The sequence below is a fragment of the Streptomyces sp. NPDC002619 genome, assembly GCF_042889305.1.
Classification (GTDB): Bacteria; Actinomycetota; Actinomycetes; order Streptomycetales; family Streptomycetaceae; genus Streptomyces.
Map to the genome: position 1 here is coordinate 19,731 of NZ_JBIAQV010000053.1, position 23,391 is coordinate 43,121.

Below are 23,391 nucleotides of genomic sequence, written 5' to 3' on the forward strand. Positions count from 1 at the left end.
CGACCGCAGCCGAGCAGCCGAGTGCGTCGAGGAGGACGTATGGCCACCCTTGCCGACCCCGTGCCCGGCGGGCGTCCCGGTGATGTCGAGCGGGCCACGGAACTCGCGGCCGAGCTGGCCGGACGGGGCGTGCGCGGGATCGTCCTGGCCTACGTCGACACGGCGGGCGTCGGCCGGGTGAAGACGGTTCCGACGGCTCGGCTCGCCGACGCGGTGGCCTGGGGCGTCGGCATGTCCCCTGTCTTCGACACGTTCCTGTCGGACGACTCCGTCGTCACCACGGACGTGCTCGGCTCGCCGGACGGCGATCTGCGCCTCTACCCGGCCCTGGACCGGCTGGTGGTCCTGGCCGCGCAGCCCGGCTGGGCCTGGGCCCCCGTCGACCGGATCACCCAGGAGGGCGAGCGGCACCCCGGCTGCAGCCGCACCTTTCTGCGCCGGACCGTCGCGGACGCCGAGGAGCGGTTCGGCCTCACCTTCAAGGCGGGCGTCGAGATCGAATGGTCGGTCGGGCTCGGCGAGGCACCCGACGGGGAGTTCGTCCCTGCGGTGTCCGGCCCGGCGTACGGCGCGACCCGGCAGGTCGAGCTGAGCGACTACACGGCCGACCTGCTCGCGGCCCTCGCCGCGCAGGGGGTGGACGTCGATCAGGTCCATCCCGAATACGCGGCCGGGCAGTTCGAGGTCTCGGTGGGCGCGCTGGACCCGGTGGCGGCGGCCGACCGGAGCGTCCTTGTACGGCAGACGATCCGCGCGGTGACCCAGCGGCACGGACTACGGGTGTCGTTCGCCCCGGCCGTGTCCGCGACGGGCGTGGGCAACGGCGGCCATCTGCACCTGTCCTGCTGGCGCGACGGCCTCAACCTCCACGCCGGGGGCGGTGGCCGGTACGGCATGACGGCCACGGCCGAGTCGTTCGCGGCCGGCGTGCTCGCCCACCTGCCCGCCCTGACCGCCGTGACGGCACCGAGCCCGGCCAGCTATCTGCGGCTCAGACCCTCCCAGTGGGCGGGCGTGTTCATCGCCTGGGGCCGGGAGACCCGCGAGGCCGCGCTGCGGGTGGTCACCGGCACGCTCGGCCGCCGGGATAGGGACGCCAACCTGGAGGTCAAGCCGGTCGACCTGGCCGCCAACCCGTATCTAGCCCTCGGCTGCGTCGTCGCCGCGGGGCTCGCCGGGATCGCGTCCGGCGCGGTCCTGCCGGAGGAGATCACCGGGGATCCGGCGCGGTTCCACGCCGAGGAGGCGGCGGCCCGGGGCGTACGGCGGCTGCCGACCTCGCTGCCGGAGGCGGTCGAGGGGTTCCGCGCGGACGAGGTGCTGCGCGCCGCGCTGGGGCCGGTCCTGGCCGACGCGGTGACGGCCGTACGGCTAGGGGAGGCCGCGGCCGTCGACGGATTCGACGACGCGCGGGTGGCGGCGGCCTACCGCTGGACGTACTGACGATGGGCCCGGTCCGGGAGGCACTCGACGCCCTGCCGCTCGTGGACCACCACTGCCACGGCGCCGCCACCGACGACCTGACGGAGCGTGAGTTCGAGTCCCTCCTCACGGAGGGCGAGGCCTGGCCCGGCGTCTCCCCCTTCGACAGCCCGGTCGGCGTGGCCGTACGACGCCACTGCGCACCGCTCCTGGACCTCCCCCGGCACGCACCCGCCGCCGACTACGTGGCCCGGCGCACAGCCCTCGGCCCGCGCGAAGTCAACCGGCGCTTCCTGTCGGCCGCGCGGGTAGGGGTGTTCTGCGTCGACACGGGGTACACCACGCGGCCGCTCACCTCCCCGGACGAGTTGGCGCGGGCGGCGGGCGCGACGGCGTACGAGGTCGTACGGCTGGAGGGCGTGGCCGAGGCGGTGGCCGCGCAGGGCGTCGAGCCGGACGACTACGCGCGCGTGTTCGACGCGGCGGCGCACGATGCGGTGCGGCGGCCGGGCGTGGTGGCCGTGAAGTCGGTGGCCGCCTACCGCACGGGCTTCGACCTGGACCCCGCCCGGCCGACAGACGCGGAGGTCACGGAAGCGGCGCGGCGCTGGCTCGCGCGGGGTGGCCGGCTGACGGACCCGGTCCTCGTACGGCACCTGCTGTGGACCGCCGTCGGCCTCGGGCTGCCGCTGCAGCTCCACACCGGCTTCGGCGACGACGACATCCGGCTGCACCGGGCCGACCCCGCCCTGCTCACGGACTGGCTGCACCTCACCCGCGGCACCGTTCCCGTCCTGCTGCTGCACTGCTGGCCGTACCAGCGCCAAGCCGCCTATCTGGCCACGGTGTTCGAGCAGGTGTACCTCGATGTCGGACTGGCCCTGCACCACACCGGACCGGCCCGCTCCCGGGCCGTCCTGGAGGAGGCGCTGGAGATCACCCCGTTCCGCAAACTGCTCTACAGCTCGGACGCGTACGGGCTGGCCGAATTCCATCACCTCGGCGCGCTGTGCTTCCGGCAGGGGCTGGCCGCGCTGCTCCAGGACCGGGTGGACGCCGACGAGCTGAGCCTGTCCGACGCCCTGCGGATCGCCGCCTGGACGGGCCGCGACAACGCCCACCGCCTCTACGGACTGCCCGCATCCGACTCCGCCCGCGACTGAGCGTGCACGACACCCGGAAAGTATGATCAAGCAATGTCTGACTTGACCGAAACCACGCCCGGCTGGCTGACTCCCGACGAGCTGGAGATGGCGCGCGCTCGCGTGCCGATCCTGTACGTCGAGGCCGTGCCCGTGCGCGTCGACGACAGCGGCGAAGTCACCAGCATCGGCCTGCTGCTGCGCATCGGACCGGACGGTACGGTCAGCCGGAACCTCGTCTCCGGGCGCGTTCTGCACCACGAGCGGGTGCGCGACGCGCTGCTGCGCCATCTGGAGAAGGATCTCGGTCCGATGGCGCTGCCCCGCATCCCGGCCTCCCTGCAGCCGTTCACGGTCGCCGAGTACTTCCCCACTGCGGGCGTCACGCCGTACCACGACCCGCGCCAGCACGCGGTGTCCCTGGCCTACATCGTGCCGGTGACCGGCGACTGCCGTCCCCGGCAGGACGCGCTGGACCTGGTGTGGTTCACCCCGCGGGAGGCCTGGTCGGCGGCGGTGCAGGGCGAGATGCCGGGCGGTCACGGGGCGCTGCTGAAGCAGGCGCTGGCACACATGGGGCACGTGGCCTGAGGTAGCGAGTGGGATCGGGAACCCGGCCGCGGTAGTCCGCGGCCGGGTTCTCCGTTGTGCCCACCGGCAGGTGTCCGCGGCCGGCCGGCGGAGCGTTTTTCGGACATCAACCTCCGTGCCATGCAAGGCCGTTGACGGCCCGCCATTTCACCTGCGATGGTCTAGACCTGAGATGACAGGAAGCGTACCCGGCGCCGCTCCGTCGAGCTTCGACCACCGTTCGTCGTGCCGTACCAGCGCTCACTCCTGCCGTCCCGACAACGATGTCACCTGCACCGACGAAGCCTCCCCACCTTCAGACCCTGCCCAAGGAGTGACGTCCTCGATGTCCACCACCCGTCCCAGACCCGCCCGTTCCGCCCGCCCCAGCCGTCTCGCCCGCGCCCGGGTCCTGGTCGGCGCTCTCCTCACGGCCGTCCTGGCCACGCTGTTCGTGACGACGCCCGCGTCGGCGGCCGACGGTCAGATCACCGGACTCGCCGGCAAGTGCGTCGACGTGGCCGGTGCCAACAGCGCCAACGGCACGGCCGTACAGCTCTACGACTGCAACGGCACCAATGCCCAGCGCTGGTCCAACTCCGGTGACGGCACCCTGCGCGCACTCGGCAAGTGTCTCGACGTCGTCGATCGGAGCACCGCCGATGGTGCCGCCGTCCAGCTCTGGGACTGCACCGGTGGCGCCAACCAGCAGTGGGTGGTCACCGCCGCGCACGACATCGTCAACCCGACCGCGAACAAGTGCCTGGACGTGCGCGACAACAACAGCGCCAACGGCACGCGCCTGCAGATCTGGACCTGCACCGGTGGCGCCAACCAGAAGTGGACCGCGCCGGCGTCGGGCGGCGGGGGCGGCACCCCGTCCGGATTCGTCGTCACCGAGGCCCAGTTCAACCAGATGTTCCCGAACCGGAACTCCTTCTACACCTACAGCGGGCTCACCGCGGCGCTGAGCGCGTACCCGGGCTTCGCGAACACGGGCAGCGACACGGTGAAGAAGCAGGAGGCGGCGGCCTTCCTCGCCAACGTCAACCACGAGACCGGCGGGCTGGTCTACGTGGTGGAGCAGAACACCGCCAACTACCCGACGTACTGCGACTGGAACCAGCCTTACGGCTGCCCGGCCGGTCAGGCGGCATACTACGGGCGCGGTCCGATCCAGCTCAGCTGGAACTTCAACTACAAGGCCGCCGGTGACGCCCTCGGCATCGATCTGCTCAACAACCCCTGGCTGGTGCAGAACGACAGCTCCGTCGCTTGGAAGACGGGCTTGTGGTACTGGAACACGCAGTCCGGCCCCGGCACGATGACCCCGCACAACGCCATGGTCAACGGCGCGGGCTTCGGGCAGACGATCCGCTCCATCAACGGCTCCCTGGAGTGCGACGGCAGGAACCCCGCGCAGGTGCAGAGCCGCGTCGACGCCTACCAGCGCTTCACGGCCATCCTCGGCGTCAGCCCCGGCGGCAACCTCTACTGCTGATCCCGACCGCACCCGAAAGGCAGTGAGCGCCCGACCATGCTCGGGCAACCCCCCACGCTCACTGCCGCGTTGTGCGGCACGCTCGCCCTGGCGGCCCTGTCCCTCTCCGTCGGTCTCCTGACCGCCGCCCCGGCCCAGGCCGCGACCGGCACCATCACCGGTCCGGCTGGGAAGTGCCTAAACGTGGCCGGGGCGAACTCGGCCGACGGCACCGCCGTCCAGCTCTACGACTGCAACGGCCCTGGGCGCGGGCGAGGCACGGCACGACCGGATCCTGGACTTCTCCACGGCCGTGACCGGAACGCTGTTCTTCGTGCCCTCGGCGGATTTCCTGGACGAGCTTCCCGGTCCGGCCAAGTCCTGAGCACCGTCAGTGGTGGATCGGCAGGGGTGTCGTCTCGACGAGGCGCCGCCCCGCGCCGCCCCAGCGCAGGGCGATGGTCTCGGCCATGATGGCGACGGCCGTCTCCTCGAGGGTGCGCGCGAACGCCGTCCGCCGCCTGTCAACGGCTGCTTAAGCCTTCGCTCAAGTCGGCCGGGCGATCGCGGCGAGCGAGTTAAGCGATCGGTTAACCAGCCGTTGACACCCCTCGCCGCCGGGCGCCCAATGAAGCCGGACACGGCGCCCGAGGCGCCCGGCCGCGCGCCGGGCGAGACAGGGGGATTGCGGCAATGCAGGTTCCCGCTCCGTTCGAGTACCAGCGGGTGAGCACGGTGGACGAGGCGGTCACGCTCCTCGACCGTCTCGGCGACACCGCACGTCTGGTGGCCGGCGGGCACAGCCTCATCCCGATGATGAAGCTCAGGCTGGCCAACTTCGAGTACCTGATCGACATCAATGAGCTCCACGACGAGCTGGGCTACATCCGCGTCGAGCCCAGCCTGATCCGCATCGGCGCGATGACACGGCACCGCGAACTGCTGGAGTCCGACGAGCTGGCCGCTGCCTTCCCGATCTTCCGGGACGCGGAGCGTGTCATCGCCGACCCCGTCGTCCGCAACCGGGGCACTCTGGGCGGCTCCCTGTGCCAGGCGGACCCGTCCGAGGACCTGTCGGCGGTGTGCACGACGCTCGACGCGTCCTGCGTGATCCACGGGATGGACGGCGAGCGGGTGGTGTCGATGGAGGACTTCCACCAGGGCCCGTACGAGACGGCCGTCGGCGACGCGGAGATCCTCACCGAGGTCCGCTTCCCGGTCCGGCCGCGCGGGTCGAGCGCGTACGAGAAGGTCGAGCGGCGGGCCGGCGACTGGGCGGTCGTGTCGGCGGGCGCGGCGGTCTGGCTGGACGAGGCCGGTCTGATCGCGGACGCCCGGGTGGGGCTCGCGGCCGTAGGCCCGAATACGGCAGGCATTCCGGGGATCGCGGACGCGCTGCGCGGACAGCGGCCCGCCGAGGAGCTGTGGGCGCGGGCCGGTGACATCGCGGCCGAGGCCTGCTCCCCGGTCACCGACCGGCGCGGCAGCGCCGAGTACAAACGCCATCTGGCGCGCGAGCTGACCGTGCGCGTGCTGCGCCGGGCCGTGGCCCGGATCAACGGACAGGAGGTGTGATCGTGCAGGTCACCATGACCGTCAACGGCGAAGAGGTCACCCGGGAGATCGAGGGGCGGCTGCTGCTGGTGCACTTCCTGCGCGACCACCTTCAGCTGACGGGCACCCACTGGGGATGCGACACCAGCAACTGCGGTACGTGCGTGGTGTGGCTGGACGGCGAACCGGTCAAGTCCTGTACGGTGCTGGCCGCGATGGCGGGCGGCCATGAGGTGCGCACCGTCGAGGGCCTGGAGCAGAACGGCCAACTCGACCCGATCCAGCGCGGGTTCATGGAGTGCCACGGGCTGCAGTGCGGATTCTGCACCCCGGGCATGATGATGACCGCGCGCGCCCTGCTCGACGCCAACCCGGACCCCTCGGACGAAGAGATCCGCGAGGCGATCTCGGGACAGATCTGCCGCTGCACCGGCTACGCCACCATCGTCCGCTCGGTCCGCTGGGCGGCGGCGGAGGAGGCCGGAACCCGTACGACGGAGCCGGCCGCCGAGTCCGCCGACGTGCCCGCCACGGCGTCCACCTCGGGGAGCGCGTCATGACCACCGTCGCCTCGAACGGCCACCGCACCGCCTTCGTCGACAACGACCAGAAGCCGACCGGCCACGGCCGGATGCTCCGCAAGGAGGACCCGCGCTTCGTCCGCGGCAAGGGCCGCTACGTCGACGACCTCCAACTGCCCGGCATGCTGCACCTGGCGATCCTGCGCTCCCCGCTCGCCCACGCCCGCATCCTGTCCGTCGACACCACCCTGGCCGAGGCCCATCCCAAGGTCCGCCTCGTCGTGACCGGTGCCATGCTCGCCGAGAAGGGCCTGGCCTGGATGCCGACCCTCTCCAACGACGTACAGGCCGTACTGGCCACCGACAAGGTCCGCTTCCAGGGCCAGGAGGTCGCGTTCGTCGTCGCCGAGGACCGCTACTCGGCGCGCGACGCACTGGAGTTGATCGACATCGAGTACGAGCCGCTGGACCCGGTGATCGACGTACGCACCGCCCTCTCCCTCGACGCGCCCGTCATCCGCGACGACCTGGAGGGCAAGTCGGACAACCACTGCTTCGACTGGGAGACCGGGGACGCGGCCGAGACCGACGCCGTCTTCGCCCGCGCGGACGTCGTGGTCAGCGAGGACATCGTCTACCCGCGGGTGCACCCGGCGCCCATGGAGACATGCGGCGCGGTCGCCGACTACGACGCGGTCGACGGCAAGCTCACCCTGTGGTCCACCACCCAGGCCCCGCACGCCCACCGCACCCTGTACGCGATCGTCGCCGGGCTGCCCGAGCACAAGATCCGGGTCGTCTCCCCCGACATCGGCGGCGGCTTCGGCAACAAGGTGCCGATCTACCCGGGTTATGTGTGCGCGATCGTCGGCTCGCTGCTCACCGGCAAGCCGGTGAAGTGGATGGAGGACCGCGCGGAGAACCTGATCAGCACCGGCTTCGCCCGCGACTACGTCATGCGCGGCGAGATCGCGGCGACCCGCGACGGGAAGATCCTCGCCATCCGCACCAACGTGCTGGCCGACCACGGGGCGTTCAACGGCACGGCGGCGCCGGTGAAGTACCCGGCGGGCTTCTTCGGTGTCTTCACCGGGAGTTACGACCTGGAGGCCGCCTACTGCAAGATGACGGCCGTCTACACCAACAAGGCGCCCGGCGGGGTTGCGTACGCCTGCTCGTTCCGCATCACCGAGGCGGTGTACCTGGTCGAGCGGATCGTCAACTGCCTGGCGTACGAGCTGGGCATGGATCCGGTCGAGCTGCGGATGAAGAACTTCATCCGGCCCGAGCAGTTCCCGTACCGCACCAAGACCGGCTGGGTGTACGACTCCGGCAACTACGCCCCGACCATGGAGCTGGCCAAGCAGCTCGCGGGCTACGACGCGCTGCGCGCCGAGCAGGCCGAGAAGCGGGCCCGGGGCGAACTCATGGGCATCGGCGTGTCGTTCTTCACTGAGGCGGTCGGCGCGGGCCCCCGCAAGGACATGGACATCCTCGGCCTGGGCATGGCCGACGGCTGCGAACTGCGGGTGCATCCCACCGGCAAGGCGGTCGTCCGGCTGTCGGTGCAGACCCAGGGGCAGGGCCACGAGACGACGTTCGCGCAGATCGTCGCCGAGGAACTGGGCATCCCGCCGCAGGACATCGAGGTGGTGCACGGCGACACCGACCAGACGCCGTTCGGGCTCGGCACCTACGGCAGCCGGTCGACACCCGTCTCGGGTGCGGCGGCGGCGCTGGTCGCCCGCAAGGTGCGCGACAAGGCGAGGCTGATCGCCTCCGGGATGCTGGAGGTGTCCGTCGCCGACCTGGAGTGGGAGAAGGGTTCCTTCCGGGTCGCGGGCGACCCGAAGGCGTCGGTGACGATCCAGGACATCGCGATGCGCGCGCACGGCGCCGGCGATCTGCCCGAGGGCGTCGAGGGCGGTCTGGAGGCGCAGATCTGCTACAACCCGGAGAACCTGACCTATCCGCACGGCGCGTACATCTGCGTGGTCGACATCGACCCGGGCACCGCGAAGGTGACGGTACGGCGGTTCGTCGCGGTCGACGACTGCGGCACCCGCATCAACCCGATGATCATCGAGGGTCAGGTGCACGGCGGGCTCACCGACGGCGTCGGCATGGCGCTGATGGAGATGATCGCCTTCGACGAGGACGGCAACTGTCTGAGCGGTTCGCTGATGGACTACCTCATCCCGACCGCCCTCGAAGTCCCCGACTGGGAGACCGGGTTCACGGTCACGCCCTCGCCGCACCACCCGATCGGCGCCAAGGGCGTGGGCGAGTCGGCGACGGTCGGCTCACCGCCCGCGATCGTCAACGCGGTGGTCGACGCGCTCGCCCCGTTCGGCATCCGGCACGCGGACATGCCGCTGACGCCCTCGCGGGTGTGGGAGGCGATGCAAGGTCGGCCGGTGCCGCCGATCTGAGGCAGTTGTCGATGAGTTCGAGGAGGTCGGAAGAGGTGGCAGGGTGCCCAAGACGGTGAGCGCGCGTGCGCTCGAACTGGCCGAGCGGCGCGTGCCGTTCGTGCACGCGCGCGTGGTGCGCGCCCAGGCGCCCGCGTCCGCGCACCCGGGCGACGAGGCGATCGTGTACGGCGACGGCACGATCGACGGGTTCGTCGGCGGCGTGTGCGCCGAGGGTTCGGTGCGTACGGCGGCCCTGGGCGCCCTGCACGGCGGCGGCCCGCTGCTGCTGCGGGTGCTGCCGCAGGGTGCGGCCGCGTTCCCGGACACACCGGGCGCGCGGGTCGTCGTCAACCCCTGCCTGTCCGGAGGGGCGTTGGAGATCTTCCTGGAGCCCGTGCTGCCGCCGCCCCTGATCGAGGTCGTCGGGCACACCCCGATCGCCGAGGCGTTCGTCGCCCTGGCCGACGTCCTCGGCTACGCCACGGCGCGCTCCCTGCCCGACGGACCGCCCGCCGAGCACACGGGCGCGGTGATCGTGGCCGGGCAGGGCCGGGGCGACGCGGAGTCGCTGCGCGCCGCGCTCGACGCGGGCGTGCCACACATCGCGTTGGTGGCCAGCCGCCGCCGGGGTTCTGCCCTCCTCGACGAACTCGGCCTCACCGAGCAGGAGCGGGCCCGGATCCACACCCCGGCGGGACTGGACATCGGCGCGCGCACGGCGCCGGAGATCGCGCTGTCGATCCTGGCGGAGGTCGTCGAGGCCGTACGGTCGGCGAACCAGCCCTCACCGCTGGCCGACCGGCCGGCCGAGGCCGTCGACCCGGTGTGCGGGATGACGGTGACCGTGGGCGCGGACACTCCTCATCTGACCGCCGGGGACGAGGAGTTCTGGTTCTGCGGGACCGGCTGCCGGGACCGCTGTGCGGCGGGGCTGGTGGGGTAGAGGGTGAGCGAACTGTTCACGGACGCCGAGGACGTACGGCAGCGACTCGCCGAGGTGGGCCACCTGGTCGACGAGGGCACCGCGACCGCCCTCTACCTGGCCACGGTCCTCGACCGGCCGCTGCTCCTGGAGGGCGAGCCGGGTGTCGGCAAGACCAGCGCGGCCAAGGCGCTCTCCGAGGCTCTGGACACCCCGCTGATCCGGTTGCAGTGCTACGAGGGCCTGACGGCCGGGGAGGCGCTGTACGAGTGGAACTACCAGCGCCAACTGCTCGCCGTACGGCTCACCGAGGCGCACGGCGAACACCTCGCCGACGCCGACCTGTTCACCGAGGACTTCCTCCTCGACCGGCCCCTGCTGCGGGCCGTACGGCATCAGGGGCCGCAGCCGCCGGTCCTGCTGATCGACGAGATCGACCGGGCCGACGACGAGTTCGAGGCGCTGCTCTTCGAGTTCCTCGGCGAGTGGGCTATCACCATTCCGGAGCTGGGGACCTTCGCCGCCGTACGGCCGCCGGTCGTGGTCCTCACCTCCAACCGCAGCCGCGAACTGCACGACGCGCTGCGCCGCCGCTGCCTCTACCACTGGATCGACTTCCCCACCCCCGAGCGCGCGGCGGAGATCCTGCGCCGTTCGGTGCCGGCCGCGAACGAACCGCTGATCGCGTCCGCCACGGAGTTCATCGGCCGGGTCCGCGCGCTGGACCTGGACAAGGCGCCGGGCATGGCGGAGGCGATCGACTGGGTCTCCGCACTCGCCGCGCTGCGCGTGTCCCGGCTGGCCCGCCGCGATGTCGTCACCACCCTGAGCGCGGTCGCCAAGAGCCCCGACGACCGCACGGCCATCACCGGGGCCCTCGGAGAACTCGGCTACCCCGAAGAAGCGAGGAGACCGTAAGTCATGAAGATCGACAACGAGTTCGATGTCGATGTCCCCGTCGAGCGGGCGTGGGAGGCGCTCACCGATCTGGAGGGCCTGGCCCCGTGCATGCCCGGCGCCCAGCTGACCGGCGTCGACGGTGACATCTATCGCGGCAAGGTCCGGGTCAAGGTCGGGCCGGTGATCAGTCAGTTCCAGGGCACGGCCCGGTTCACGGAGAAGGACGAGGCCGCTCACAGCGCTGTGATCAGCGCGGCGGGCAAGGACACCCGGGGGCAGGGCAACGCGTCGGCGACGATCCACGCGCTGCTTCGGCCGGAGGGGGCGGGCACGGTCGTGACCGTCAGTACCGATCTCAACATCAGCGGGAAGCTGGCCCAGTTCGGCAGCGGGATGATCAAGGAGATCTCGGAGAAGCTGTTCGCGCAGTTCGTCGCGAACGTGGAGAAGCAGCTGCTGGCTCCGGCGGAGCCGGAGACGACAGTGCCGGACCCGGTGCCGGCGACCGTGCCGGCCGTGGCGGTCGAGCCGGAGGCGGCGGTACGGTCGGCCGAGGCCGAGACGGCATCGGAGTCCGCATCGGCGCAGGCGGCCCGGCAGCCGGAGCCCGCCGAGCAGGGCGAGCCGCTGGACCTGATGCGGCTGGCCGGGACGTCGGTCTACAAGCGGCTGATCCCGGTGGCCGTCGGGGCCGTCGTCGTCGGCGTGGTGATCTATTTGCTGGTGCGCTGATCCGGAGCCCGTGCGATGAGCCCGACCGCCCCCTTCCTGCCCGCCGTCGACCGGGCCGCGTTCGCCGTGGCCCTCGCCGACCGGCTCAGGCGTCGGGGCGTGCCCGTGGGCCTGACCGCCGCGCAGGACTTCGTGTCCGCGCTGGCCGTCTCCCCGCCGGCCACGCGGACGGCGCTGTACTGGACGGCACGCGTCACCCTCGTACGTGACCAGCCGCAGCTGGCCCGCTTCGACGAGGTCTTCGATGCCGTCTTCGGTGAGGCCCTGCTGTCGGTGGACCCGAACGCGCGCCGCGACGGCCACGGCACGCCGTCCCCGGCCCGGGACGACGCCCATGCGCCGCTGCCCGCCGGGGCGTCCGGCGATCCGGTCGACGGTCCGGGCCTGCCCTGGGTGACGCTGCCGCCGGTGGTCGCGGCCGCCGAGCACGGCGAGGAGTACGTACTGACCGTGCCGCAGCGGCTGCCGACCGATCTGGCCGGTGCCGTGGACACACCGTTCGAGCAGCTCGGTGAGCAAGAGGCCGAGCTGCTCGGCCGGTGGCTGGAGACGGCGCTGACGCAGTGGCCGACGCGCCGATCCCGGCGGTACGCGGTACGGCCGGGCGGTCACCGGGTGGCGATCCGCGAGACGGTGGCGCGGGCCCGGCGTACCGGCTGGGAACCGGTGCGGCTGGTGCGTACCGGGCCCGTGGACCGGCCGCGGCGGGTCGTCGTGCTGTGCGACGTGAGCCGGTCCATGCAGGCGCAGGCCGTGGCGTATCTGCATCTGATGCGGGCGCTCGCGCTGACCACGCACGCCGAGGTCTTCGCATTCGCGACGTCACTCACCCGGCTCACCACGGTGCTGGCGCACCGCTCGGCCGAGACCGCCTTCGAGGAGGCGACGCAGCGGGTCGTCGACCGGTTCGGCGGCACCCGTATCGCGCACTGTCTGGAGGCGCTGCTCGCCTCGCACCACGGCGGCACGCTGCGCGGCGCGATCGTCCTGATCGCCTCGGACGGCTGGGACGGCGACCCCCCGGAACGCCTCGCTGCGGCCATGTCCCGCCTGCGCCGCCGCGCCCACACGGTGATCTGGCTCAATCCGCGCGCGAGCGCTCCGGGCTTCGCCCCACGCACGACGACGATGACGGCGGCACTCCCCCACGTCGACCTGCTCCTGCCGGCCGACACCTTCGCGACGCTGCTCCGGGTACCGGGCGAGATCGCCCGCCTGGCGGGCGACAAAAGCCGTACGGCGCGGCGCCGCCCCGCTCTCCGCCGACCAGCCCCCGCCTCCGGTTAGCTCCAGAGCGTCACGTGGATGGCCGGGCGGAAGCGGCCCGCCGTGACGCCCGCTCCGCGGAGCATGGCCTGGGTGGCGCGGGGGGTGGTGACGAAGCGGCGTAGTTCGGCGGCGGCGGGCGGTGCCTCGCGGTCGCCGAGGGCGAGGAGGTTCCAGGAGCCGCGGGCGGGCAGTTGGGGCCCGTTCACCTGGTGGAGGTCGCCGCCTGCGAGGTCCTTCGCGATGGCGAACGCCACCGCGAGTGCCACGCCCTTGCCGTGCTTGGCCTCGTCGACGGCGGCGGCGTGGCTCTGGAAGATGCGCTGGTTGTGCTCGGGCACACCGATCCGGCGCAGTACGGACGGCACCATGCCCACCCGCCCCACCGCCGAGGGCCCGAGCAGCCAGGTCTGTTCGCGCAGCTCCGCGACCCCGGCGCCGCCGGACGCGGAAGCGAGCGGATGGTCGGCGCCCACGACCGCGATGACCTGGTAGTTCAGGAAGTGGGTGCACATCATCGTGTCGTCGACGGTGGCGGGCCGAGGGCCGATGGCCACGTCGACGGCCCGCTCGCGGAGCAGGAGTCCGAAGCGCTGCGGATCGTGCACGCTCAGCTCGACGTCCAGATCGTCGGCGCGCCCGGCGAACAGCTCGATGAGCCCGGGCGCTGCGTACTCGGCGAACAGGCTCGACGCGGCGACGCGCAGCAGCCGGCGCCCGGACCCGGCCTGCTGTACTTCGAGGACGGTCTGGTCCTGCAGCCCCAGCATCTCGGCCGCGCGGCTGGCGAGCCGCAGCCCGCCGGGGGTGAAGGCGAGCCCGTGGGCCGTACGGGTGAAGAGCTTGTCGCCGAGTTCCTTGCGCAGATGCGCGATGTGCATCGAGACGGCGGCCTCGGTCACGGCCAGATCGGCAGCCGCGGCCTTGACCGAGCCGAGGCGGACGGTCGCCGAGAACGCCCGCAGCTGTGCCGGGGTCAACGCCCACCTCCCGCGCTCACCACGGATGCCCATTCACCTGTGACCTGCGTCTCAAGCTAGCGCACAGATCCATTCGGAGCCATGGTTACGACGAGACGCACAGGCCTGGCCCGCCCTCCGGAGGGTGCTCAGGAGGGCGGGGTCACGGCGTGCTCGCGTTCACCGCAGTTCGGCCCGCTCGGTGCTGTCGTCGACGCGACTGTCGGTGACGGGGCTGTCGGTGACGGGGCTGTCGTCCAGGAACCCGCCCGACTGGTGCTGCCACAGCTTCGCGTAGGCGCCGTCCAGGGTCAGCAGCTCCTGATGCGTGCCCTGCTCGACGATCCGGCCGCGGTCGAGGACCACGAGCCGGTCCATCCCGGCGACCGTGCTCAGCCGGTGTGCCACCACGAGCGCCGTCCGCCCCTCCATGAGCCGCCACAGCGCCTCCTGGACGAGGACCTCGCTCTCCGAGTCCAGGGCGCTGGTCGCCTCGTCGAGCAGCAGGATCGGCGCGTCGCGCAGGATCGCCCGGGCGAGAGCGACCCGCTGGCGCTGTCCGCCGGACAGCTTGACCCCGCGCTCGCCCACCATCGTGTCGAAGCCGTCCGGCAGCGCGTCGGCGAACTCGGTGACGTGCGCCGCCTCGGCCGCCCGGCGGATCTCGGCGTCGGTGGCCTCCGGCCGGGCGAACGCGATGTTGTCCCGCAACGTGCGGTGGAACATCGCCGGGTCCTGCGGCACGTACGCCATCAGACTGCGCAGGTCGGCCTGGCGCAGCCTGCTGATGTCCTGACCGCTGATCAGGATCCGGCCCGAGTCGATGTCCGTCATCCGCAGCAGCAGCCGGGTGAGCGTCGTCTTGCCCCCGCCGGAGCGGCCGACCAGACCGATCTTCGCCCCGCCGGGCACGGCCAGGTCAAGGCCCTCGAAGAGCGGCTCCGCGCCCCTGTGGGCGAAGGTCACCTTCTCGAAGCGGACGTCTGCGGCCCCGGGCAGCAGCGGCTCCGGCGACGCCGGGTCGAGCACGGTCGGCGGCTTCAGCAGCAGCTCGGTGAACTGCGCGGCCTCCGTCATCGAGCTCTCCAGGCGGCGGTAGATCTGGTTGAACTCGAACATGATCCGGGTCGCGTTGGAGTAGTAAGTGAAGGCGACCACGACCGCCTCCACCCCGTGTCTGCCCCCGCCGAGCGTGACGGCGAGCAGCAGGCCGAAGCCGTTGGTCAGCACGGACATCGGCGCCACCAGGGTGTCGATGCGCAGATTGCCGTAGTCCCACGACCTCAGCGTGAGCCGCCGCGACTCGGCGACGCGGGAGCGGTGTTCGGCGGCCTCCCGTTCCTCGGCGGCGAACGCCCGGACCGTGTCCATGTTCATCAGGCTGTCGGCGACATGGCCCGACACCCGGGCGATCGCCGCCTCGCGCTGGTCGACGAGTGACTGCCGGCGCCGGATGAGGGGTGCCACGCACAGCGCGGTCAGGGCGATCATCGCCAGGAGCCCGACGACGAGCAGCGGTTCGTAGCGCCACAGCACCACCGACCCGAACACCAGCGGCACGAGGCTGCCCACGATGTTGAACGTCAGCGTGTCGACGAACTCCTCGAAACGGGAGGCGAAGCTCAGCACCCGCTTCGTCAGCGATCCGGCGAAGTTGTCGTGGAAGAACGCGGCGTCCTTGGCGAACAGCTCGTCCATGCCGATCACGTACAGCTGTTCGATTCCGAGGGCATCGAGCCGGTTCATGCAGTGCAGCCCGATGCGCCACAGCGTCTCCGCGAGCAGCAGGGCTCCGGCGAAGGCGAGGACGTACGGCAGCGTCGAGCCGAAGGCGATCCGGCGGTCGTCGGCGATGCGGCCGACGAGCTTGGCCACGACCAGCGGCGCGACGTAGGCGATGCCGATGTTGCCCAGTGCGGGCAGCGCCATCGCGGGTACCGTCAGCCATCGGAGCCGGGCTAACTCCCGTCCGTAGTAGCGAAGTGCGAGCAGCACCGGGCCCTTGCCGGGCGCGGTTCCGCGCGATTCGGAGAGTTCCATGGCAGTCCTGTGTCGTCGTACGGCGATGACCATGAGTAGCCGTGCGCATACGGCAGGTCACGGAAGGTCAGGAGTGGAAGTCTCCCGCGCCGACGCCGACGGAGTCCAAGTGTTTTCCGGCCCACGCAAAAAGGGCCCCACAGGCTTTCACCTGCGAAGACCCTTTGCACCGTGCCGTGAACAGTGTGTGGGACCCTCTCCACCGCCGCCAGGGAGGAGGAACGCCGAGCCCACACGTGCAGTTCGAAGCCGTGTTCTCCGATGGCTTCTGCCATGGGGCCGCCCTGGTCACCGAGACCGATGAAACCGACCCTGCTTATCGTCGCTGTCGTTGCGATGTTCTTTCGTCGTTCTTTCGCTACTTTTTCACTGCTTTTTCGCCGGTCCGGGTGCGAACTAGAGACGGGGCTTCCTGCCGTCCAGCGGGCTATCAGCGGACGATGTCGCTCGCCAGTTCCCACAGGCGTTCGGCGTTCTGCCCGTCCAGCGCATAGGGGGCCACGCCGGGGACGCCGAATTCGGTGGGCCGGGCGTGGACGACCGGAGCCTCGTTGACGTCCTCGAAGTAGCGGCCGCCGACACCGTCGACCAGCGGGGAAGCGGCGAGGAACACGGTGGTCGCGGCTCCCTGCTCGATCGTCTTCCGGTAGGGCTCGGGAGTCCGCAGACCTCCGGTGTGCCGCTGGAGATTGGTGGCGATCGCTCCGGGGTGCAGGGCGTTGGCCGTGATGCCGTCGCCGGACCAGCGGCGCTGCGCCTCGACGGCCAGGAGGATGTCGGCGGTCTTGGACTGTCCGTAGGCGCTGAGCGCGTCGTACGGGCGGAAGCGGAAATCGATGTCGCCGAAGACGACTGGGGAGAAGAGATGGCCGCTGGAGGAGACTGAGACCAGGCGCGCGCCGTCGCCATGGGCGAGGGCGCGGTGCAGACCCAGGGCCAGGGCGAAGTGCCCCAGGTAGTTGGTGGCGAACTGCCGCTCGTGGCCGCTGATGCCCCGCTCGAGTTCCGGCGGCATCATGATGCCGGCGTTGTTGATCAGGACGTGCAGCGGACCCTGCCAGGCCGCAGTGAACGCCCGCACCGACTCCAGGTCGGCCACGTCCAGGCGGGCGACATGGATCGCATCGTTCCCGGTGGCCTTGCGCAGGTCAGCCGCGACCTGCTGGCCGGCTTCCGGACGGCGGACGGCGAGCGTGACCTCGGCGCCGCCGGCCGCCAGAGCGCGGGCCGTCTCGACGCCGATGCCCGAGTTGGCCCCCGTGACGATCACCCGCCTGCCTGACAGGTCCACGCCTTCGATCACCTCTGAGGCGGTGCTGTCGCGGCCGAACGTGGTCGTGAAGAGCTGGGACATCTGACACATTCCTCCGGTCGTTCGATCGTGCGCAACCATCGTGTGCCGAAGGCCGCGGGCCGTACCAGGACGGGTTGAGACTGGGACTGACAGGGCCACCCACCAGCCCGGAACGCACTCGTAGGCTGGCACCATGACGGCCACCGGAGACGCCAACGCGCTGGGCCGATACCTGCGCGCCCGCAGAGAACTGGTCCAGGCCGACGAAGCCAGGGACCGGGGCAACCGGCGCGTCCCAGGACTGCGCCGCGAGGAGGTCGCCTTCCTCGCGGGGATCAGCTCCGACTACTACAACCGCTTGGAGCAGGGCCGCGACAGGAACCCCTCGGAGCAGGTCCTGCGCAGCATCGCCCGCGCCCTGCAACTGGACGAGGAGGCGACGAGCTACCTGCTGAAAATCGCCACGCGCAAGAGCCCGCGGCGCAAGCGGCCCCACAAGCCTGAGAAGGCCAGCGACGGCATCCGCACGCTCATCGACTCCTGGCCACTCACCCCGGCGTACGTCCACGGCACATACATGGACGTCCTGGCCGCCAACAGCCTCGCCGTCGCGCTCTCACCATTCAACGCGCCCGGGCACAACGGCATTCTGGCCGCGTTCCTCGAGCCGGAGATGCGGGAACTCCATCGGGACTGGGAGGACATGACCGCCCGGGTCGTCCCGTACCTGCGTTCGGTCGTCGGCGCGGACATCGAAGATCCCCGCCTCGTCGAGATCGTCGGGGAGCTCTCCCTGCGCAGCGAGCGCTTCCGCACGCTCTGGGCCCGGCAGGACGTCAAGCACAAGACCACGGGCACCAGCTTCTTCCAGCACCCCCAAGTCGGCCCTCTGGAACTGCGCTACGAAAAGCTGCTGGTCCCGGGCACTGATAGGCAAACGCTGATCACCTACCACGCACAGCCGGGCAGCGCCTCCGAAGAACGCCTGCGCCTGCTCGCCAGCATGAACGCCCCTGACCATGTCAGCGGTACACGGTCCGCAACCGACCAAACCCGAACGCCTGGACACACCATGCCCTGACATGCCCCCGGTAATCCGCGACCGGTCAGGGAAGGCGGCACGCCTCTGCAACAGAACATTTATGCCGATATAAGCCCTCGTGTCTACAGGAAGAGCCACATGACGCAAGACCGCGCTACCAGTTCGTTCAACGCAACCTCGACGGCAGCGGAGGTCGTCGACGGGATCGACCTCCACGGCAAGCAGATGATCGTCACCGGTGGATCCTCCGGCCTCGGGATCGAGACCGCACGCGCTCTGGCCACGGCCGGCGCCGCCGTCGTGATCGCCGTCCGCAACCCGGAGACCGGTCGCAGCGTCGCCGACGACATCAACGCCAGCCTGGACTCCCCGCGGGTAACGGTCACGCAACTCGACCTCACAGACCTTTCCTCGGTGCGACGCTTCGCAACCGAGTGGGGCAAGACTCCCGCGCATGCCCTGATCAACAACGCCGGCATCATGGCGGCGCCACTGACACGCACCGCATCCGGCTGGGAGGCGCAGTTCGCCACCAACCACCTCGGCCATTTCGCCCTCACCAACCTCCTCCACGACGCCCTGGCGGCCGCGGACGGCGCCCGGATCGTCTCGGTCAGCTCCAGCGGCCACCTGTACTCGCCAGTCGTGTTCGACGACATCAACTTCATCGAGCGCGAATACGACCCGTGGCTTGCATACGGGCAGTCCAAGACCGCCAACGTGCTATTCGCCGTCGATGCGACCCGGCGCTGGGCCGACGACGGGATCACCGCGAACGCGCTGCACCCTGGCGGGATCTGGACCAATCTGGTCCGGTACCTGCCCGAGGGTGTGACCGAGCGCTTCCGCACGGACCCGACAGCTGTGTTCAAGACCCCGGAGCAAGGTGCCGCGACGTCTGTCTTCGTGGCCACATCGCCCCTACTCAAAAGTATTGGTGGGCGTTATTTCGAGGACTGTAACCAGGCCCTGCCCTATGACGGCGGCCCGGAGCATGTCGGCGTCGCCGACTACGCCCTCGACCCCGAGGCGGCACAGCGCCTATGGGATGTCTCGGCGCACGCCATCAGCGGCTAAGGCCCAAGGCCGAGGGCCACGGGGTTACCGCTGATCGGCTGCGCTACTCCAGCGGTAGTTCGTGATCCTGCTGGTTGAACTGGGGGCGGGCAGGCCGACAGGGCATGGTGGCAGTGCCTGATGACGAGCGGGGTTACGCGCTGGCGCCTCCGCCCTGGAGAAGATCCGCGATTCGCGCGTCAACCTGCTGGCGGTCGTAGCCCCTCAGCGTGACCTGGAACGTTGGCGGGGTCCGGTTCCCGGTATTCGCCGAGGGCGATGCCGATCCCTGCTGGCGTCAGGCGGCGCTGAGCGCCTTGAGGTCACCGGTGTCGAGGATGTCGGCCTGGTGCGGGAAGACCTTGTCGATCAGTACGCGGTGGACCTCGGGGTCCGGGTCGGAGGTGGCGTCGGCGAGGACGAACAGGCGGTAGTCCTGGTCAGCCGCGTCGCGCAGGGTGGAGAGTACGACGCCTGAGGTCGATATGCCGGCGACGACGAGTGTGTCGACGCCCTTGGCATGCAGGTCGCCGTAGAGGTCGGTGCTGCTGAAGGCGCCGAACCGGGTCTTGCGCACGACGATGTCGTCATCGCGCACGTCGAGCGAGCCGTGCAGTTCGGTCTCCGGAGTGCCGTCGAGCAGGAACCTGTTCTCGGCGACCGCCGCGAAGGCCTTGTTGTGCGCGGGAACCTGGGCAAAGTCCTCCGGGGTGAAGGCGACGCGCACGTACACGACCTGGACCTCGTTGTCCCGTGCCCAGCCCAGCGCCTGCCGCGCGTGGTCGAGTACCGGCTCGGCGTCGGGAATGGCGTCCAGGACGGCGCCCTGATAGTCCATCAGCAGCAGTGCGGTCCGGGACGGGACGATGGTCGGGGCGGCGCTGGACACGGACATGGGGCTGTTCTCCTTATGAGGTGAAGGGATTTCGTCCGACGCCGGCTTCAGGCGCCGGTCGAACACGGTCATCAGCAGCACGACGGCGCCGATGGCGATGAGGATGAGCGAGACGTGGTGCAGACCCGAGTCGCTCACGTGGGAGCGGAATGCGATGCCGGTGATCGTCGCCGAGGCGATCGAGCCGACGTAGCCGAAGGTGCGCAGCAGGCCGGAGGCGGTGCCGAGCTTCTCGGGGGGCGCTTCACGGTACAGGGCGGTCTGGTTGGACAGGTTGCTGATGCCCGACATGATGCCGAACACCGCAGTGACGCCGATGACGGCGATCACCGGTGTGGAGCTGGTCAGGAACAGCGCCGCTGTCGAGCCGAGCACGAGCAGCACCGCCGCCACGATCAGCGGCCTGCGGACATTGACGTGGTTCGCGACGAGCCGGGCCGCGACCGCCGAGAGCAGGCCCATCGGGAGCAGTGCGAGCCCGGCGGCGTAGGCGGACAGTCCGTGTGCGGCCTCAAGCCACTGGGTCAGCCCGTAGAGCATGGTGTAGACGCCCAGCAGGCTCAGCCCGCTCCGCAGGTAGGTGCGGGTCAGCGCGCCGTTCGAGGCGAGCAGCCGCACGTCGAGGAACGGGTTCGTCGCGCGCAGCTCCCATCGGACGAGTGCGGCGGCGAACACGACGGTGAGGCCGAGCGCCGCCCACCGCGGGTCGGGCAGTGAGAGCAGGAAAACGAGCAGCGACGTCATCGCGGCTCCGAAGCCCACGATGCCGGGCGCGTCGATGCGTGCGAGGACCTCGCGCGGCGCGCGGCCCCTGATGACATCAGGGTCCTTGGCGATCCAGGCCAGCGCCATCGCGAAGGTGAGGATCGTGAAGGGCACGTTGACCAGGAATGCGGCGCGCCAGCCGAACCAGCCGACGAGCAGGCCGCCGATCGCCGGGCCGACCGCCACGGTGACGGCGCCAGCGATGGCCAGGCTGCCGAGCACCTTACCGGGAGGCACGTTGAGCCCGATCGCCGTGGCGCGCCGGCGGATCAGCAGCATCGCGGCCGGGTAGCCGGCGGAGGTGCCCAGTCCGATCAGGACGCGCGCGACGACCAGCATCCGCAAGTCGGTCGCGACGCCGCCCAGCATGCCGCCCAGGAAGACGACGCCGATTCCGACGAGGAACACCCGGCGTGGGCCGAACTCCTCGGACAGGCGTCCCGCGGTCGGCTGGGCGATTGCGCTGGTCAGGTACAGGCAGGAGATCAGGATCGCGGTCTGGCTGACGCTCACACCCACGGAGGCGGCGATGGCGACCAAGGCGGTAGCGATCACCGAGCTGTTGACGGGATTGAGTGTCGCGCCCATGAGCAGCGGCGCGACGAACCGCGGACCGAAAGGCCGCCGACGCCACGGCTCCGCACCCGGCGTGTGCGCGCCGGTGCGGGCCCGGACGCCGCCATCCGGAATGCGCGCGTCGGCTCGAGTACCAGCGCGGCTGGTCCAACCCATGACGAAACCCCCTTTGGTACTCGAGTGGATCGGTGCGGCGAGCCCGCTCGCCGGGCCCGGGCTCCTGTGCCGCATGCAGATAGGCAGGCTACCTGACAAGTAATATAGCAGGTTGCCTGCCTATCTGCTACCGTCGGCCCATGGGCGCCGAAGAAGACCTGGTGAACGAGACCGCGGCCGAGCTGACGAAGGCAATGATGCGGCTGCGGGCACGGCTGCGCAGCGAGAGCGCGCCGGACGAGATGCCGTGGACGTGGTCACAGCTGACCACCCTGGGCCGCATCGTCGAGCTGGGGCCGACGACGACAAGCGCGCTCGCGCAGGCCGAGCACGTGCGCCGGCAGTCGATGGCGGAGACAATCTCCGCATTGCGCGCCCAGGGCCTGATCATGTCCGAGCAGGACCCGAGCGACGGGCGCAAAACGCTGATCAGCGCCTCCGACCAGGGGCGCGAGTTGATGGCGACGATCCCGGCGGCGCGGGAAGCGTGGCTCGCCGGCGCACTGCGGCGCCTCCTACAGCCGGGTGAGCAGCAGGTGCTGCTGCAAGCGGCCGCGATCATGAACAGGATCGCCGACGCCGAGTACTGACCGCCGGGGGCCTTGCAGCCCCGGCTAGTCGGCGGAGTGCCGACTTCAAAATAGAAGTACGTTGATACGAACGGGCGTGTGAGGCACTGGCCCGACTGCCGTGACGTGGTCAGGCTGGTCTCTTGACCGGAGTGTGGGCGGGGTCGGTTTTTGGAGCCTGTCCGGTCGATCTTCACTGTCTTCCACGCTGCGCCACCACGCTCGGTGTCGTAGTCGGCAGGCACGTCCTGGAATCTGTTGGTGATCCCGCCACTTGCCGCATCGACCATTGCCCAGCGGCAGGAACGGCCGCAGCCGCTCCCACTCCGCATCTGTCCCATCACCCCGCTCCTTTCATCGCATCACATGACCGACCGGACAAGGATCTAGGCGACCAGGGTCAGCTCCACCTGGTAGGCGAGGCGGTGCAGTTGGGCTATGGCGCGGCGCTTGACCCGGTCGGGGTCGAGCTTGTCGCAGTAGTCCCCGCCCAGGTCCTGGTAGGCACGTGGTGGGTGAGGATGTGCCGGACCGCAACCAGGAGCGAGTGTTCGAGGGCGACCAGGGCCTTTTTGCCCAGACGCAGGACCAGGCGTTGGTGGCAGGCCGCCGAGGAGGATGTGGTTGCGGCAAGCGCAGTCGCACCCCGTAGGCACGTCATGGCCTTCATCGGCTCTGCGGCCTGTAGGGTGCCAAAACTGACGCGTAGCCTCTAATAAGGCTCTTTGCAGTTCCAGGTGATCATGGCATGCTCAAACTGCATGGCGTTGCGCGTGCTCTACCTGATCTACATTCGGACTGCTACAGCTGGTGTCGCTGTCGGAGGAGTCCAAGGACATTGAGCTCCTCACGCTGCGCCACGAGGTCGCGGTGCTACGTCGCCAGCTCAGGGTCCGGCCGCATCTGACATGTCCGGACCGCGCTTCGCTCGCCGCCTTGGCCCGATACCTGCCGAGCAGGTTGCGTCGCCACCGTCTGGTCACCCCCGACCCCCGCCTGTCCTGGCACCGCCGACTCCTGCGCCAATGCCGTTGCTTGAGTCAGTGAAGTACTGCCGGGTGCAAGGTGATGACCTTCGCCGTGGTCTTGCGGGTGGGCTGACGGACCTGGCCTTTT

The 23,391-nt window shown here is 70.5% G+C and carries 19 protein-coding genes and 1 pseudogene; 15 read left to right on the forward strand and 5 right to left on the reverse strand.

Translation table 11 applies throughout. The features are described 5' to 3' along the window. Positions 1-39: 39 nt before the first annotated feature. The 12 genes and pseudogenes from ACFYXB_RS39600 (at position 40) to ACFYXB_RS39655 (ending at position 12,944) form a co-directional block, all read left to right on the forward strand. The gene (locus ACFYXB_RS39600; RefSeq protein WP_389589856.1) at positions 40-1,443 is read left to right on the forward strand and encodes a glutamine synthetase; all 1,404 of its coding nucleotides are present in this window, start codon (positions 40-42) and stop codon (positions 1,441-1,443) included. 2 nt (positions 1,444-1,445) lie between these two features. Continuing rightward, positions 1,446-2,585: an amidohydrolase family protein gene (locus tag ACFYXB_RS39605; protein ID WP_389589857.1), complete on the forward strand. Its 1,140-nt coding sequence runs from the start codon at positions 1,446-1,448 to the stop codon at positions 2,583-2,585. Between the two features lie 33 nt (positions 2,586-2,618). Next, positions 2,619-3,155, forward strand: a complete 537-nt coding sequence (locus ACFYXB_RS39610; RefSeq protein ID WP_389589859.1) for an NUDIX hydrolase family protein — start codon at positions 2,619-2,621, stop codon at positions 3,153-3,155. A gap of 325 nt (positions 3,156-3,480) precedes the next feature. Beyond that, positions 3,481-4,635, forward strand: a complete 1,155-nt coding sequence (locus ACFYXB_RS39615; RefSeq protein ID WP_389589860.1) for a lectin — start codon at positions 3,481-3,483, stop codon at positions 4,633-4,635. A gap of 241 nt (positions 4,636-4,876) precedes the next feature. Next, positions 4,877-4,999 (forward strand): annotated as a pseudogene (locus tag ACFYXB_RS39620) (peroxidase); the annotation flags it as partial. 308 nt (positions 5,000-5,307) lie between these two features. Continuing rightward, on the forward strand, positions 5,308-6,189 hold the full coding sequence (locus tag ACFYXB_RS39625) for an FAD binding domain-containing protein (protein ID WP_389589861.1): 882 nt from the start codon (positions 5,308-5,310) through the stop codon (positions 6,187-6,189). Continuing rightward, complete coding sequence (locus tag ACFYXB_RS39630) at positions 6,186-6,728, forward strand: (2Fe-2S)-binding protein (protein WP_388501762.1); 543 nt, start codon at positions 6,186-6,188, stop codon at positions 6,726-6,728. Before ACFYXB_RS39625 ends, ACFYXB_RS39630 begins: the two co-directional genes overlap by 4 nt. Further along, positions 6,725-9,121 carry an aerobic carbon-monoxide dehydrogenase large subunit gene (locus tag ACFYXB_RS39635; RefSeq protein ID WP_389589862.1) on the forward strand — a complete coding sequence of 799 codons (2,397 nt, stop codon included), beginning with the start codon at positions 6,725-6,727 and terminating at the stop codon, positions 9,119-9,121. Before ACFYXB_RS39630 ends, ACFYXB_RS39635 begins: the two co-directional genes overlap by 4 nt. Positions 9,122-9,164: 43 nt before the next feature. Beyond that, entirely contained in the window at positions 9,165-10,046 is an 882-nt protein-coding gene (locus tag ACFYXB_RS39640; RefSeq protein ID WP_389589863.1) for an XdhC family protein, read from the forward strand. Positions 10,047-10,049: 3 nt separating this feature from the next. After that, positions 10,050-10,943, forward strand: a complete 894-nt coding sequence (locus tag ACFYXB_RS39645; protein WP_389589864.1) for an AAA family ATPase — start codon at positions 10,050-10,052, stop codon at positions 10,941-10,943. A gap of 3 nt (positions 10,944-10,946) precedes the next feature. Next, a complete protein-coding gene (locus ACFYXB_RS39650; protein ID WP_389589865.1) occupies positions 10,947-11,657 on the forward strand; it encodes an SRPBCC family protein in 711 nt (236 codons plus the stop codon). 15 nt (positions 11,658-11,672) lie between these two features. Further along, the gene (locus ACFYXB_RS39655; RefSeq protein WP_389589866.1) at positions 11,673-12,944 is read left to right on the forward strand and encodes a VWA domain-containing protein; all 1,272 of its coding nucleotides are present in this window, start codon (positions 11,673-11,675) and stop codon (positions 12,942-12,944) included. Here the strand turns inward: ACFYXB_RS39655 and ACFYXB_RS39660 are convergent. The 4 genes from ACFYXB_RS39660 to ACFYXB_RS39675 form a co-directional block, all read right to left on the reverse strand. Then, positions 12,941-13,903 carry a LysR family transcriptional regulator gene (locus ACFYXB_RS39660; protein WP_389589867.1) on the reverse strand — a complete coding sequence of 321 codons (963 nt, stop codon included), beginning with the start codon at positions 13,901-13,903 and terminating at the stop codon, positions 12,941-12,943. The genes ACFYXB_RS39655 and ACFYXB_RS39660 overlap by 4 nt on opposite strands. A 159-nt stretch (positions 13,904-14,062) precedes the next feature. Next, positions 14,063-15,922 carry an ABC transporter ATP-binding protein gene (locus ACFYXB_RS39665; protein WP_389589869.1) on the reverse strand — a complete coding sequence of 620 codons (1,860 nt, stop codon included), beginning with the start codon at positions 15,920-15,922 and terminating at the stop codon, positions 14,063-14,065. Next, positions 15,841-16,383: an NAD(P)-binding domain-containing protein gene (locus tag ACFYXB_RS39670; protein WP_389589870.1), complete on the reverse strand. Its 543-nt coding sequence runs from the start codon at positions 16,381-16,383 to the stop codon at positions 15,841-15,843. Before ACFYXB_RS39670 ends, ACFYXB_RS39665 begins: the two co-directional genes overlap by 82 nt. Continuing rightward, on the reverse strand, positions 16,353-17,276 hold the full coding sequence (locus tag ACFYXB_RS39675) for an SDR family NAD(P)-dependent oxidoreductase (RefSeq protein WP_389589872.1): 924 nt from the start codon (positions 17,274-17,276) through the stop codon (positions 16,353-16,355). The genes ACFYXB_RS39670 and ACFYXB_RS39675 overlap by 31 nt, the downstream gene beginning before the upstream one ends. A 133-nt stretch (positions 17,277-17,409) precedes the next feature. Here ACFYXB_RS39675 and ACFYXB_RS39680 point away from each other — a divergent pair, with 133 nt between their 5' ends. Next, positions 17,410-18,297, forward strand: a complete 888-nt coding sequence (locus ACFYXB_RS39680; protein WP_389589874.1) for a helix-turn-helix domain-containing protein — start codon at positions 17,410-17,412, stop codon at positions 18,295-18,297. A 99-nt stretch (positions 18,298-18,396) separates the two neighbouring features. After that, on the forward strand, positions 18,397-19,335 hold the full coding sequence (locus ACFYXB_RS39685; protein WP_389589875.1) for an SDR family NAD(P)-dependent oxidoreductase: 939 nt from the start codon (positions 18,397-18,399) through the stop codon (positions 19,333-19,335). Between the two features lie 277 nt (positions 19,336-19,612). Here the strand turns inward: ACFYXB_RS39685 and ACFYXB_RS39690 are convergent, their stop codons facing one another. Beyond that, positions 19,613-21,706 carry an MFS transporter gene (locus tag ACFYXB_RS39690; protein WP_389589877.1) on the reverse strand — a complete coding sequence of 698 codons (2,094 nt, stop codon included), beginning with the start codon at positions 21,704-21,706 and terminating at the stop codon, positions 19,613-19,615. Positions 21,707-21,846: 140 nt separating this feature from the next. Between ACFYXB_RS39690 and ACFYXB_RS39695 the strand changes: the two genes are divergently transcribed. Further along, positions 21,847-22,296: a MarR family winged helix-turn-helix transcriptional regulator gene (locus ACFYXB_RS39695; protein ID WP_389589878.1), complete on the forward strand. Its 450-nt coding sequence runs from the start codon at positions 21,847-21,849 to the stop codon at positions 22,294-22,296. Positions 22,297-23,391: the final 1,095 nt, after the last annotated feature.

Coding starts and splice junctions, on each gene's coding strand:
- ACFYXB_RS39695 (WP_389589878.1), top strand. CDS start 21,847: ATGGGCGCCGAAGAAGACCTGGTGAACGAGACCGCGGCCGAGCTGACG.
- ACFYXB_RS39675 (WP_389589872.1), bottom strand. CDS start 17,276: ATGTCCCAGCTCTTCACGACCACGTTCGGCCGCGACAGCACCGCCTCA.
- ACFYXB_RS39680 (WP_389589874.1), top strand. CDS start 17,410: ATGACGGCCACCGGAGACGCCAACGCGCTGGGCCGATACCTGCGCGCC.
- ACFYXB_RS39685 (WP_389589875.1), top strand. CDS start 18,397: ATGACGCAAGACCGCGCTACCAGTTCGTTCAACGCAACCTCGACGGCA.
- ACFYXB_RS39615 (WP_389589860.1), top strand. CDS start 3,481: ATGTCCACCACCCGTCCCAGACCCGCCCGTTCCGCCCGCCCCAGCCGT.
- ACFYXB_RS39655 (WP_389589866.1), top strand. CDS start 11,673: ATGAGCCCGACCGCCCCCTTCCTGCCCGCCGTCGACCGGGCCGCGTTC.
- ACFYXB_RS39605 (WP_389589857.1), top strand. CDS start 1,446: ATGGGCCCGGTCCGGGAGGCACTCGACGCCCTGCCGCTCGTGGACCAC.
- ACFYXB_RS39650 (WP_389589865.1), top strand. CDS start 10,947: ATGAAGATCGACAACGAGTTCGATGTCGATGTCCCCGTCGAGCGGGCG.
- ACFYXB_RS39635 (WP_389589862.1), top strand. CDS start 6,725: ATGACCACCGTCGCCTCGAACGGCCACCGCACCGCCTTCGTCGACAAC.
- ACFYXB_RS39625 (WP_389589861.1), top strand. CDS start 5,308: ATGCAGGTTCCCGCTCCGTTCGAGTACCAGCGGGTGAGCACGGTGGAC.
- ACFYXB_RS39665 (WP_389589869.1), bottom strand. CDS start 15,922: ATGGAACTCTCCGAATCGCGCGGAACCGCGCCCGGCAAGGGCCCGGTG.
- ACFYXB_RS39610 (WP_389589859.1), top strand. CDS start 2,619: ATGTCTGACTTGACCGAAACCACGCCCGGCTGGCTGACTCCCGACGAG.
- ACFYXB_RS39690 (WP_389589877.1), bottom strand. CDS start 21,706: ATGGGTTGGACCAGCCGCGCTGGTACTCGAGCCGACGCGCGCATTCCG.
- ACFYXB_RS39600 (WP_389589856.1), top strand. CDS start 40: ATGGCCACCCTTGCCGACCCCGTGCCCGGCGGGCGTCCCGGTGATGTC.